Source organism: Nitrosopumilus sp. S4 (assembly GCF_054515835.1).
Genome location: NZ_CM137258.1, coordinates 139,425 through 153,011 on the forward strand (window position 1 = coordinate 139,425; position 13,587 = coordinate 153,011).

12 protein-coding genes and 1 tRNA gene are annotated in these 13,587 nt (G+C 30.3%); 6 read left to right on the forward strand and 7 right to left on the reverse strand.

The window, feature by feature from the left end:
* Nucleotides 1-30 precede the first annotated feature (30 nt).
* Nucleotides 31-1,116 (reverse strand): cobalt-precorrin-5B (C(1))-methyltransferase, encoded by a 1,086-nt coding sequence (locus tag ACX119_RS00760; RefSeq protein ID WP_459351262.1) that lies wholly within the window; start codon nt 1,114-1,116, stop codon nt 31-33.
* Between the two features lie 93 nt (nt 1,117-1,209).
* Here ACX119_RS00760 and ACX119_RS00765 point away from each other — a divergent pair, with 93 nt between their 5' ends.
* Nucleotides 1,210-2,079 carry an SDR family oxidoreductase gene (locus ACX119_RS00765; protein ID WP_459351263.1) on the forward strand — a complete coding sequence of 290 codons (870 nt, stop codon included), beginning with the start codon at nt 1,210-1,212 and terminating at the stop codon, nt 2,077-2,079.
* On the opposite strand, the gene metK is transcribed toward ACX119_RS00765, so the two are convergent.
* A complete protein-coding gene (gene metK / locus ACX119_RS00770) occupies nt 2,056-3,222 on the reverse strand; it encodes a methionine adenosyltransferase (RefSeq protein ID WP_459351264.1) in 1,167 nt (388 codons plus the stop codon). The genes ACX119_RS00765 and metK overlap by 24 nt on opposite strands.
* A gap of 11 nt (nt 3,223-3,233) precedes the next feature.
* On the reverse strand, nt 3,234-3,479 hold the full coding sequence (locus ACX119_RS00775; RefSeq protein WP_014964213.1) for a U6 snRNA-associated Sm-like protein LSm6: 246 nt from the start codon (nt 3,477-3,479) through the stop codon (nt 3,234-3,236).
* A 108-nt stretch (nt 3,480-3,587) separates the two neighbouring features.
* On the opposite strand from ACX119_RS00775, the gene ACX119_RS00780 reads away from it, so the two are divergent.
* Nucleotides 3,588-4,238, forward strand: coding sequence for an ATPase domain-containing protein (locus ACX119_RS00780; protein ID WP_459351265.1), 651 nt, complete (start codon nt 3,588-3,590; stop codon nt 4,236-4,238).
* A gap of 107 nt (nt 4,239-4,345) precedes the next feature.
* The gene (locus ACX119_RS00785; RefSeq protein WP_459351266.1) at nt 4,346-7,087 is read left to right on the forward strand and encodes a DEAD/DEAH box helicase; all 2,742 of its coding nucleotides are present in this window, start codon (nt 4,346-4,348) and stop codon (nt 7,085-7,087) included.
* Here ACX119_RS00785 and ACX119_RS00790 read toward each other — a convergent pair.
* A complete protein-coding gene (locus ACX119_RS00790; RefSeq protein WP_459351267.1) occupies nt 7,084-8,460 on the reverse strand; it encodes a single-stranded DNA-binding protein in 1,377 nt (458 codons plus the stop codon). The genes ACX119_RS00785 and ACX119_RS00790 overlap by 4 nt on opposite strands.
* Before the next feature lie 244 nt (nt 8,461-8,704).
* On the opposite strand from ACX119_RS00790, the gene ACX119_RS00795 reads away from it, so the two are divergent.
* A complete protein-coding gene (locus tag ACX119_RS00795) occupies nt 8,705-9,643 on the forward strand; it encodes an ABC transporter ATP-binding protein (RefSeq protein WP_459351268.1) in 939 nt (312 codons plus the stop codon).
* Complete coding sequence (locus ACX119_RS00800; protein WP_459351269.1) at nt 9,627-10,388, forward strand: ABC transporter permease; 762 nt, start codon at nt 9,627-9,629, stop codon at nt 10,386-10,388. The genes ACX119_RS00795 and ACX119_RS00800 overlap by 17 nt, the downstream gene beginning before the upstream one ends.
* A 7-nt stretch (nt 10,389-10,395) precedes the next feature.
* Here the strand turns inward: ACX119_RS00800 and ACX119_RS00805 are convergent, their stop codons facing one another.
* The 3 genes from ACX119_RS00805 to ACX119_RS00815 all read right to left on the reverse strand — a co-directional run bounded on the left by ACX119_RS00805 (nt 10,396) and on the right by ACX119_RS00815 (nt 12,370).
* Nucleotides 10,396-11,133, reverse strand: a complete 738-nt coding sequence (locus ACX119_RS00805) for a Rossmann-fold NAD(P)-binding domain-containing protein (protein WP_459351270.1) — start codon at nt 11,131-11,133, stop codon at nt 10,396-10,398.
* A 66-nt stretch (nt 11,134-11,199) separates the two neighbouring features.
* Nucleotides 11,200-11,272, reverse strand: a tRNA-Gln gene (locus ACX119_RS00810).
* A 69-nt stretch (nt 11,273-11,341) separates the two neighbouring features.
* Nucleotides 11,342-12,370 carry a DUF354 domain-containing protein gene (locus tag ACX119_RS00815; RefSeq protein ID WP_459351271.1) on the reverse strand — a complete coding sequence of 343 codons (1,029 nt, stop codon included), beginning with the start codon at nt 12,368-12,370 and terminating at the stop codon, nt 11,342-11,344.
* Between the two features lie 65 nt (nt 12,371-12,435).
* On the opposite strand from ACX119_RS00815, the gene ACX119_RS00820 reads away from it, so the two are divergent.
* The gene (locus tag ACX119_RS00820; protein ID WP_459351272.1) at nt 12,436-13,575 is read left to right on the forward strand and encodes a hypothetical protein; all 1,140 of its coding nucleotides are present in this window, start codon (nt 12,436-12,438) and stop codon (nt 13,573-13,575) included.
* Nucleotides 13,576-13,587 lie beyond the last annotated feature (12 nt).

The window sequence follows — 13,587 nt, forward strand, 5'->3', positions numbered from 1 at the left end:
TTCAAAACGTTCAGACTTTAATAAAATACCTTACTCTTCAGATTTTCTGGCTAAAATATTTCCTTCAAAATCAAACAATATTACATCAATTGATACTTTTTCTTCAGAATGTTTTCTCATGTGTTTATGAGTTTCAGTACATATTAAATCAAAAAATCCCTCTACCTTGTTTTCTTGAATTATTTCAGATACATGTCTTGCAGTATTTGCCTTTTTGATATCTTGAATTACACTATCGTTGGCATTTGCTTTTTTTGCAAGTTCTGATAAAAATAACATATCTACTTTTGATCCTTTAACATGAGTTTGTTTTACACCTGCAGCCATCTTTGCAATCTTTCCTATGAATCCAACAACAAATGCCTTTTTGATATTTTTTTTACTACATTGTTGAATAGTATATCCAGAAAAATCTCCCATTTGAACAAAACAATGCTCGGGTAAATCTACAATTTTCTTTGCAAAATCTTCACTTCTTCCTCCAGTTGTTAGCACAACTGTATCATTACCCATAGCAATTGCTACATCCAAATTCTGTCTAATTGATGCAGCATAAGATGCAGTAGAAAATGGTACTACAATTCCACTTGTTCCTAAAATTGAAATCCCATCCTTAATTCCTAATCTTGGATTATCGGTTTTTGGACCCAATTCTTTTCCTTTGGGAACAGAAATTACAATTCTAATTCCATTTTTATCCAGTATTTTTTTTCCAACTTCTTTTAAATTCTCAATAATCATTTTTTTAGGGACTGGATTAATTGCTGGCTTGTTGATCTCCAACCCCAAACCAGGTTTTGTAACAATCCCAACACCTTCACCACCATCAATTTCAATTATGTTATTTTTTTCAGTAATTTCTAATTCAACAATAATCTCAGCACCATGAGTAACATCAGGATCATCACCTCCATCTTTAATCACCACACATCTTGCAGTGTTTGTTCCAAACTCACAATAATTAATTGGAATTTGTATTGAATTTCTATTTGGCAACAAAATTTCTACATTTTGAATTTTTTTCTGATTTATTATGGATAATAATCCTGCTTTGGCAGCAGCAGTAGCTGAACTTCCAGTTGTAAAACCTGTTCTTAACTTTGTCTTCTCTTCCATATTTTTCATATCAAATTTACTGTATTAACTCTTGTTTGTACCTGTTTCTCAATACCAAATAGATTTAAAATAAAAAAATTACCTGTAATTCTTATGGTTAAATTAAATCAAGTTGTCATTACTGGTGCAACTGGATTTATTGGAAAAAATCTTAGAAAATACTTGTCTCAAAACAATGTTAGACTGATTTCAATTTCAAGAAGAGATTTTAAACCATTAAAAAATGAAATAAAAATTGTCTCAAAAAATTTTAATGAAAAAAACTTAATTTCAAAAATTCAAAATTCAGATGCGCTAATCCATTTAATTGGTATTGGAAAACAAACTGTAGATGTTGATTATGATTCTATCAATGTTGAATTATCAAAGAAAATTGTAAATTTATGTAAAAAGGCAAAAATTAAAAAAATTATTTATACAAGTGGTCTTGGTGTCTCCTCAAATACTTCTTTAGGATATTTCATTTCTAAGTACAAGGCAGAGAGATCAATAATTAATTCAGGGTTAAATTACACCATTTTTCGACCATCATACATAATTGGTAAAGATGATTATCTTACAAAACTATTAAAAAAACAAATTAAAAATAATCAACTACGAATTCCAGGCTCAGGAAATTATTTGATTCAGCCAATTTACATTGATGATGTAGTTAAAGTCATTTTTGAATCATTTACAAGAAAAAAATTTCAAAATAAAATTATTGATCTAGTTGGTCCAGAAACTATTGCTTTTGAACAATATGTGAAACTATTTTCTAAAAAAGCAAAAATTCCTATACAAAAAATAAATTTAGAAGATTCCTACTATGATGCGATTAATAATTCCAAATCCGATTATGGGGTTGACGATCTAAATATTCTGATAGGGAATTTTAAAGGAAATCATCAACTACTAAAAAAAATTTCTCAAACGAAATTTCAATCAATATTAGAATTATTAGAGTCCGGCAGATTGCTTTAGTATTTCAGCTTTGTCTGTCTTTTCCCAACTAAATTCAGGCTCATTTCTTCCAAAATGACCATATGAAGCAGTTTTTTTGTAAATTGGTCTTTTAAGATCTAATTGAGAAATAATTCCAGATGGTTTCATATCAAAATTCTTCCTTACTAACTCTTCAATCTTATTTTCTGGAATCTTATTTGTTCCAAATGTATTGACATAAAGAGAAACTGGTTCAGCTACTCCAATTGCATATGCAACTTGAACTTCACATCTCTCTGCTAGTCCTGCTGCAACAAGATTTTTAGCAATATATCTACACATGTAACATGCAGATCTATCAACTTTGGATGGATCTTTTCCGGAGAAAGCTCCTCCACCATGTCTCCCAAATCCACCGTATGTATCAACAATTATTTTTCTACCAGTTAAGCCAGCATCTCCATGAGGACCACCAATTACAAATTTTCCAGTTGGATTTATGTGAATTTTAACTTGATCATTCCAAAGATTTCCTAATACGGGTTTGATCACCTTATCAATTATTTCTCTAGAAATTTCTTCTTGAGAAATTTCAGGAGCATGTTGTGTTGATACTACAACTGTTTCAATTTTTGTCGGTTTGTTGTTTTCATATCTTACTGACACTTGTGATTTACCATCAGGTCTAACCCAAGGTAAAATCTTCTCCCTTCGGACTTGTGATAATCTTTGAATGAGCTTATGAGCTAAAAGTATTGGCATAGGCATTAATTCTTCAGTTTCATTAGTAGCATAACCGAACATTAATCCCTGATCACCAGCTCCTTGTTCTTTTTCTTCTGTTGCTGTAACTCCTTGGCTAATGTCTGGACTTTGTGAGTGTAATTTTAAATTAATTTGACATGAATCTGCATCAAACATCAAATCTTTGTTATCGTATCCGATCTCTCTTATTGTTTTTCGAGCTAATTCTTCTTGAGCTTTTTTATCAAAATTTGCCTTTGATGTTACCTCTCCAGATATAACTACATAATCCGTAGTAACCATTGTTTCAATAGCAACTCTGGAATTGGGATCTTGTCTAAGATACTCATCTAAAAATGCATCTGAAATATTGTCACAAACTTTGTCTGGATGACCTTCAGTAACTGATTCAGATGTGAATAAGAAATTATTCGTCATAGGAAAACCTACTAGAGTTCGTTTTCTAATTTAATGAACAATACGTTATTTCCTCTAACAATAACTCTGCCATAATTTGCAATTGTTTTACCATCATGAAGCTCTTCAGCATCAGTCATAATCAAATTCATGTAAGAATCAACATTATCCATCTTTCCTTTGTACTCTACCTCGTTTTTTAGTCTCACGGTAACTTTCTTTTTGGTACTTTTTTGAAGAGTAGTTAAAGGTCTTTTTGCACTGTTTGATTGAGACACTAATTATTCACTTGAATTGCAACTTTGTTCTCTAGAATAAAAGCCTTACCTCCTTTGTAAAAATTGAAATTCCTTAAATTTTTTCTTCTTTTTCAATTAATTATACAAATGATCTCTACTGGTTTACAAAAATTAGATGAATTCTTGTCAGGTGGAATTCCAGAGGGTTTGATAGTAGATATTTTTGGAGGAAATGGAACAGGAAAAACTCAACTTCTTCTTCAATTAGCAATAAATTCCATAAAAAAAGGTGGCCATGTTCTATATTTTGATACAACTGGTGGCTTTAGGCCAGAGAGAATTTTAGAAATTCAAAATCAATCAATGACTAAAATAAATCTTTTAGAAAAAATTACTGTTTCAAGAATAACAAACTCTTTTGAACAAATGAGTTCTATTAAAAATTTTCAAACTAATGCCTTTTCTCTAATAGTAATTGATAATATCACTGATTTATTTTCATATGAATACAAAACTGATGAATCAACATTTGAAAAAAATTCCCTTTTTATGAGATACATGCAAGAATTATCAAAATTTGCAATAAGTAAAAAAATTCCAATAGTAATATCAAATATGATCAGAAATATTGAAGGAAAAGAAGTCGAAAACATGAAAAGTGCAATAGATCCTTTCACTCATATCAAAATTCATTTAATCAAAACTTCATCAAAATATTCTGGAAATATTTACTGGGCACTTGACAAAGAATCCTTTTCTTATCAAATTCGTGCTCTAGGGTTGTCTGAAATTGGTTAAGATTTTTAATGAGTCATTTCAGAGTTTATGAATGGCAGGAATTTTCGATTCAATTCCAATAATTACTGTATTTTTATTTGCACTTGGTTTAGTCGGTGTAATTGCTTATGAAAGATTACAAACAAATTCAAAAGACGAACCTAATTCTTGAATCTCTATTTAAAAAATTTGGATTTACTAATTTAACAGAAATTCAGAAAAAAGCTTCACCAATAATTCTACAAAAAAAAGATTGTCTGGTTATTGCTCCTACTGGATCTGGCAAAACTGAATGTTCTGTAATACCAATCTTTTCGCTTTTAAAAAATTCAAAGATTAAAGGAAAAATCAAAGCTCTTTACATCACTCCATTACGTGCCTTAAATCGAGATGTTTTTAGAAGAATTACACAATATGCTCATGAAAATGAATTAACTCTTGAAATAAGACATGGTGATACTTCTCAAAAAGATAGAAAAAAAATTAATGAGAATCCACCTGATATTCTTATAACAACACCAGAGACTTTGGTAATTCTTTTGACACAAACCAAAATGCTAAGTGCATTATCCGATTTGGAATGGTTAATAATTGATGAAGTACACGAATTACTTGCAAGTGAAAGAGGTTCACAACTTTCTTTAAGTGTTGAAAGACTTGAATTTAATTCTAAATTCCCTCTTACAAAAATAGGGTTATCAGCTACAATTGGAAATGTTGGAGAAGCAGGAAAATTTGTTGTTGGAACCAAAAGAAAATGTGAAATAATTCAAGATACTTCAGTAAGAAAATACGATGTAGAAGTAAAGTATGTTGATGGTTCAATTTCAGATGTTGCTGAGAAAATTATTGAATATGTGGTAGATCTTGATTTAGATTCTCCCATTTTACTATTTACCAATACCCGAGGAGAAGCTGAATTTTTGGCTTCTATCTTAAAAGAAAAATCATCCATTAATATCGAATTACATCATGGGTCATTATCAAAGGAAGTAAGAGAAGAAACAGAGCAAACATTACGTGATGGAAATAAAGGAATTGTTGTATGTACATCATCTCTTGAATTAGGATTGGATATAGGTTCAGTTGAGTTGGTTATCCATTATGGCTCTCCTAGACAAGTATCCAAATTAGTTCAACGAATAGGTAGAAGTAGACATAATCGTGAAGCCTCTGCTAAAGGACTAATCATTACCAATAATTCTGATGATGAATTTGAAGCTCGTGCAATTCTTGATCGTATTAAGGACGGTTCAATTGAAGAACAAAATATTCATCTAGGTTCGTTGGATGTTTTAGCACATCATTTAGTAGGATTAACTATGCAAATTGGTGAACTTTCAGTTGATCAAACTTTTGAATTGGTTACTAGAGCCTTTCCATTTAGAAATTTAAAGATTGAAGAATTGATTGATGTTTTGGATCTATTGGATTCAAACTATTTGATATTTTTTGATAGAACAAAAATGACTTTTTGGAAGAAAGGACGATCATTCAAATATTATTTTGAGAATCTTTCAACAATTCCTGATATTCTTAAATTCAAAGTATTTGATAGTGTTGGAAAAAAAATCATTGGTTCATTAGATCAAAGATTTGTGGGCGATTATGGTGATTCAGGAAATATTTTTGTTTTAAAAGGTTCTCAATGGAGAATACTAAATGTTGATGAAAAATCATTCACAGTAAATGTTGAGCCATTTAGAGGTGGAGGAATAACGGTACCTTATTGGGAAGGTGAAAGCATACCCATTGATTATAAAACTGCAATAAAGGTAGGTGATTTTCGTAGTAAGGTTAGAAATGGTAAGCTTGAATTGACCAATAAAATAATTGAGAATCTAAGATTTCAAGACATCCCTGATGAAAATCATATAATAATTGAATCAAATAAATCCCAAGGGTCAATTTGTATACATTCGTGTTTTGGAACAAAAATCAATTCTACCTTGTCAACATTGTTGTCTTCAATGCTATCTTCTGTATTAGGTTCAGTAGTTGATTCGAGATCCGATGGCTATAGAATAGTTTTATCATCAAGATCAAGAATTTCAGAAAAACTTTTCTTTGAAATTCTTAAAGATGATTATGATCTTAATTCAATTATTTCAGCATCTTTAGCCGGAACTCATAATGTTAATTGGAGAACGTGGTGTGTAGCAAAAAAATTTGGCATTGTAGGGAGGGGTGCTATTTATGAACGAAAGTCTGCCCGATTTTTATATGAAAGATATTCAAAAACTGCACTTGTAAATGAAGCACTTCGTGAATTATTTCATGATAAATATGATTTGAAAAATTCGGATAAAATATTAAAAAAAATTCGAAATAATGATATCTCTACTAAATGGTTAGAAGTTGATACTTTTTCAAAATTAGCCGAACCAATTTTAGATCACACATCAAAATATTATTCATCTCCAGCAAATCTTGATAAAGGTATTTTAGATCTTGTTAAAGCAAGACTTGAAAAAACTAAACATAGATTGATTTGTGCTAGATGTGGGAAATGGGAAAGAGTAATTGAGACATCTGAAGTAAAAAATATTTTAGTTTGTCCATATTGTAAAGGAAGACAAATTACAACCACCTACTATTCTGATTATGACCTTCCAAAAATTATTAGAAAAAAACATGAAGGAAAAAAATTATCTTCTGATGAAAAGCATAAGTTTGTTCGAGCCTGGAAAGTTAGTTCACTGGTTGAGAATTTTGGTAAAATTGCCATTACTGTAATGTCTGGATATGGTGTTGGTGCAGATACTGCAGCAAGAATATTACGTAATATGGTTGATGAAGAACATTTGTTTAAACAAATCTATGAGGCAGAAAGACAATATGTCGTTACTAGAGGTTTTTGGGATTCTTAATTTTTCTTGGTGATTTTGGAAAAAGATGTTAGAAAAAGTTCAATTCTTCCCTCAAGACCTGCTTTAGAATTTAATCCAGTAATTGAAACAATTTCTCCTAATTCACATTTATCGACTAGTCTTGCTTGGTTTCTCCATCCTTTAACCCATATTTGACCTGTGTCATCTTCAACAAACATCTCTGATAGTAATATTGATTCACCAGACTTGGTTTGTACTTCTCGTCTTTCTGGAACTTTTAAGATAATAGCTTCAATACAATAATTTCCGTCAACTTTAATATCATTAATTTTGGTTCTAATCTGAGAAATAGTTGGAATTGATTCATCATTATCTAATTTTCTTACAAACGAATTATCATCTAATGTGATGGAATTTCCATAGACTTTTGATGGCATGCATTCTATAACATCCCCTTCAACACAAATGCTTGTAGAGTTTGAAAAATCTGTGATGTTGTAGAGGTTTTTGTTACTGTCAACTGCTAGTATCAAATTTCTTCCATTTTCAGTTGTTGATAATGAAAGAACTCTTGCAATTATAGGTTCAGCCTCCTTTCCACCTTCAATTTCTATAATAGTTGCATCATTTCCATGAATTTCTAATCCTTGATTTCCAGATTTTACTCTGACTCCAAGTAATCTTACTTTGGCTGATTGTGATATCATATTTGGAATTTCTGATTCATCTTTACCCCATAAAACAACTCTCATACCAACCCCTTCTTTTCCTTTGAGTCTCATTCTAAGTGCTTTTCCAGGCTGTCCTCGAGAATTTGTAAATTGCATTCCACTAATTATCCCGTCAATCATTCCTGAAACAACAAGATCTTTTTGACCTTCCTTCAATTCACTAATATCTTTTGTAATAGTATCAATTGTTGGAATTTTACTTTCTGTATCTGCAGTTTCAATATTGGAACCTGAACCTATATTGATAGTTGGTGAACCATCAAGATCTGATTTCACATAAGCTTTAATGATTTTAATCAAATCACCAGGTTTTAGATTTTCAACACCTGGAAGATTGGCTTTTTCATCCCAAAGTTTTACACTGGCAGTAGAATTTGCATCATACACAGTCATTGTTCTAAGATAAAATGGTGAACCATCTTTTCTTGAAAATTGTTTTGCCGGAGACAGATTCAAAACTCTTGTTTCTAAAGAGATCTCTTTAGCTCCTGCATAAAGATCTTTTAGTGCCATTTCTACTTTAAGTGGTTCTGATAAGGAAATTCCATAATCTGAAGCAATTAGAAATAATGCTCCTTGATCAGTTAGATAACCTGCACCAATTTTTTCTTTTTTCTGCTTTATTTGTTCATTAATAATCTCTTTTGTTAATTCTGGTTTTTGCTCAATCAATTTATTCATGAGGTTTTCTAATTCAGACAATTCATTTTTTGTAAACTTGTTCTATTAATAAAAATTTCATATTCCTGAAAGTTTGTATAATCCAAAAAACTGATCGCAAAATTATGTCTTTTTAGTAATACTTTGAATCTAAATTTACTTTTTCATTAATTCGTTGTTTTCTATTAAACTACAATTCCACTCTTTGGAAATTTTACTCATGTTGTCTCATTAACTAAATTAAGAGGTAGATCGCAGTTTGATCATGTCCTGTATTGATGTAGAAAATTTAACAAAATCTTATGGTTCTGTAAAAGCCGTTAATGATTTAAAATTATCAGTAAAATCAGGACAAGTTTTTGGATTTTTAGGCCCAAATGGGGCTGGAAAATCTACCACTATCAAACTTCTCACTACTTTGATTCCTCCTACTACTGGTTCTCTTTCTATTTTAGGAATTGATGCTGTAGAAAATCCTCTCAAAATACGACACAAAATTGGAGTTGTGCTCCAACAACCAAGTTATGAGCCTACATTATCTGTAGAAAAATCTCTTGATAAATATGGTATGATGTGGAATGTACCAAAACATGAACGTAAACAAAGAATGGAACAACTATTGACAGATTTTGATCTACTTGAAATTCGAAAAAAAAGAAATGAAGATCTTTCAATTGGACAACGAAGAAGAGTTCAGGTAGCACGTGAATTTATGCATGATATGGAATTATTGTTTTTAGATGAACCTACTGTTGGTTTAGATCCTAGTGCAAGAAGAAATCTTTTAGATTATTTAAAAAATAAAGTAAAAACTGGCCTTACAATTTTTTACACTACACACATTCTATCAGAAGCAGAATACCTCTGTGATGAAATTGCAATTATTGACAAAGGTAAAATTCTAACTGTTGATTCACCTGATGCACTCAAGAATAGATTTGGCAAAGAAAAAACCATAAAAATCCACTTGTTGAAAAAACAAAATGAAATTATATCACTTTTATCAAAAATTGCTGATTGTAGAATTGATTTTGAGAGTGGAACTAATATTATTATTCATTCTGAAAAATCTGAACTTGTATTACTACAAGTACTAAGAATACTTAATGAAAATAATATTGATATTGAAGACTTATCAGCAGTCCCCACAAACCTTGAAGAAATATTTTTAAAAATGATGAGAGATAATGCATCCAATAATTAGACTCGTAAACAGAAATCTAACCATTTCTTTGAATCCTGGATTTTTAATTTGGCAAGTAATCTTCCCATTAATCTATATTTTTGTAGCTGGGTTTGCTTATGCTCCATTAATTAATGATGTACCATTTGGAACAAAAGGTCTTGATTATCCTGCATATCTTGCATCAGGTATGATTGGATTCAATATAATGAATAGTACTCTAGTTTCTGGAATTATTATTTGGAACGATAGACGTCATGGAATGTTTGAGCAGATAATGTCAGGACCATTTACCCGAAGCCATTACATTCTAAGCAATATCTGTACTATTGGAATTGTTGGCTTAGTAAGTGCAACTTTGATAGCCTTGGTTGGGTATCCTGTATTTTTTGAATCAGTCGAATTTTCATTTATTACCATACCGATAATTGTATTTGGTGCAATTACTGGTTCTGTATTATTTGGTTCCTTGGCATCAATCATTTCCACCCGATTACGTTCAAGTGAAGGGTTTAATGTAATTATTAATACTGTTTTTCTTTTTTTTGCATTTGTTAGTACTGCATTTTATCCTGCTGATGGTGCTCCCGAACCATTAAGGTCAGCGTTTTATCTAAACCCGTTAACATATCTTGTAGATGTAATTAGAGCTGGAATTTTTGGAAATATTACTGACTTTGTAATTTTTGAAATGTTGGTACTTTTAGTAATTGCATCCACTTTATTCATTATTGCTTCAAAACTTCTTACAAAATTAGATTTTTAAAATATTGTTATTTTTTAGATTTTTCAAACATTTCATTTATTTTTTTAATTATTTCCAAGTTGTCATATTCTATTAGACTTAAATTTGGAATTACACAATGCCCTCCTATAATTCCAGGATACATTTTTGGCCTATTTCCCAAGTATTCATGAATTTCATCTGCAAATTTCCACATCTCATCAAAATCAATCCCTTCTTTTTCACATATCATTTTTGTAATTTGGGCATAATTTATTAGCCATCCATAATATGTTGTATCCACTAAAATTTTTGCTAGCTCTGCTGTTTTTGTAGTTGACATCCAATCAATTTTTTGAAATCTTTGTTCTAAATCCAATTTTATTTTTGAATCAAGCTGTTTCTTATCAGACGAAATAAATTTTGTATATTTTTTAATATCATCTAAAAATCTTCTATGAACTCCTCTAACTGGCGAATACAAAATAGTAATTTCAGATTTTTCTTGAATTTTTTTTGTTGTTCCAGGTTTAACTGTTGAATGAATCAAAACCGCTTTTAAATCACTAATTTTGGTAATAAAATCTAGAACTGTCTTTTCAAATTCTCCTATTTCCCCTGGTAAGCATACATGTAGATATTCAGGATTAACAATTGCAGATATATCAGAAAAATTTTTGCATTTTGAATTGTCCAAATCAATTCCTACACAATCAAAATTTCTTTCAACTAGTAACTCATAGATGGTTTCGCCAACTTCTCCCATTCCTAAAATTATGTCTGTCATTACGCCTATTTTTAGAAAAACTCACTATGTTATATTCGTGTTACAGTCTACTTTATTTTAAAAAAGTAGCCCGGCCCAGACTCGAACTGGGGTCAAAGGCTTCAAAGGCCTCTATGCTTGACCGCTACACTACCGGGCTGCTAAATCGAGCACACTCATTCCCTTAATGAACTTTTTATTCAATTTGTTACTAATGACTAAACTGAATCTATTCTCTCATAATTTCAATTAGTTTTTGAATTGGATCTTCCATATTTTCTACAATTTTTTGTGCTCTTTTTTGACTAAAATTATTTTTTGATTCAAAACTTCTTTTTATGAAATTAGAAATTTTTTCAGGATTTGTTTCTCTTTTCACCAATTTTTTTAATACCAAAAAATTCTCGATGATGTTTGGAACTGCATTATATGAAATTGTTGGAATTCCCATTAAAGCTGATTCAGCAGTCATAGTTCCGCCCGATCCTATAAAAATATCTGCATTATTTAACAAATGCTTCCCATCATATTTCATTTTAACAATTTTTACTTTTTTACCTAGAATTTTTTTAAGATTGTTAATTTGCTTAGGATATCTTCCTAAAATTACAATATTTTTATTATTGTGATCTTTTATAATTTTTTTAATAATTGGAATAATGTTATTTGATTTTGATGTATATGCTGCTTCTTCTTCTTCAATTCTGATTAGAATATTTTTCTGTTTGTTTTTATAAAATGGTAATATTGCATTACTATTAATTTTTCTTTGTATTGTTACAAAAGCATCTATTGCATTATATGAAATGATATTTTTCTGATTAATTCCATATTTAATAAATTCATTTTTTGGTATTACATTAGGAATTAGTAATTTTTGAATTAATGGTAGGGTTAATCTCATTACAGCATTAGCATGTGGAGAATCACAAAATGCTATATGCTTAATTCCTAAACCAAACGAAATTCTTGCTGCTTCAGGAGAACAAAAACTAATTACAAGATCTGGTGAAAATGATATTATTTTCTTGGTGAGTTTTTTGATTCTGTTTATACTGACTTCAAGTTTAGATTTTTTGTCTCCTCCTCCATGTTTTCCTACAAAAATAAGGTCAAAATTACGTATTTTTGCCAATTTTGATACTTCTCCATAATCTCTCGAAGTGCACAAAAGTTGATGTTTTTTCCTTAATTTCTCAATTATTGGTTCTGAAAACAATAATTGTTTTGGAGTAAGAATATCTATCCATATTTTCAAGTAATTTTCATAATTCTAGTTAGTTCAATAAGTTTTTCTTAGTCTATTACTTAGCTGTTAGTGTAATGGGGGGAGCAAAAGTTGTTGTTTATGGACTCAGTACAGAGGGATATGCTATTGCATCTCAAATGGCCATAAAGGGAGCAGATGTTTACATTATTGATGAATCAACTCCATCAGCAATTTCTCTAAAAGCTGAAATTGCTAAAACCTACCCAAATGTATCCTCTTTAAAAGAAGATGAACCTTTGTTAGCAATGGAACCAATAGATGTAGCAATCTCAAAAGCACAATATCTGTTCTTTACTCCTAGAATTAGAAAAACAGGACAAGATATCAAAACAGAAATTCATTCAAAATTTAAAGATGCAGTTACATCACTAAAAAAAAATAGTTCTGTTATTTTTACTCTACCTACAGGATTTGGGGGTAATAATGAAAATATTTCATTGCTTGAGCATGTAACAGGACTTGAAGTTGGAAAACAAATTTCTTACTTTTATTATCCCTTAGAAGATCTTAATCAACAACCAAAAATTATTGGTTCATTTAATGGGAAAGAAGACTCTTCATTATCTGATTTGCTTACAACAGGTAAAAAAGAGAAAAGATTTGTTGCAATTTCATCATCTGAACACTTTCATGCAATTAGTGTACTATCCAGATTTTCCAGTTTGTGCAGTGTTTTAGAAGTTTGTAAATATGCTCAAGATGACATTACAAAAAATGATCTATCCTCAGATGATTTTCAAGAAATATATCTAGATAATATGGTAAGCGGGCTTTTTGATCTAAAATCTCTTGGTTCCTCATTTGAAGGGGCAAATTCTTTGATGTATTTAATTAATGGAAGTGTAAAAGGAATTGATGGATACATTAAACGTCTAATTGATGAAATTCGTGCCACTTTAAAGAAAAATGATCTTAAAGCTAGTAGAACAAAAATTGCATTGTCATGGACTTTAGATCAACATGCGATGAGAGGCGATAAAATAGAAATGCTTCAAAACCTGACTTCACGATTACGTGATTACATTGGTGATGTTGAAGCTTATGAAGATCCAAATTTTGATCTATTTCATAGCGATAAGACTACAATAGTTGTAGCATGTTCAAAATCTGATTTTGCTAATATTGAAAAATCAAAACAGAATTCTGATTTGATTGTAGTAAAGGCTAATCCTTTATGTGAAACAATCCAATAAGAGTATAAATTA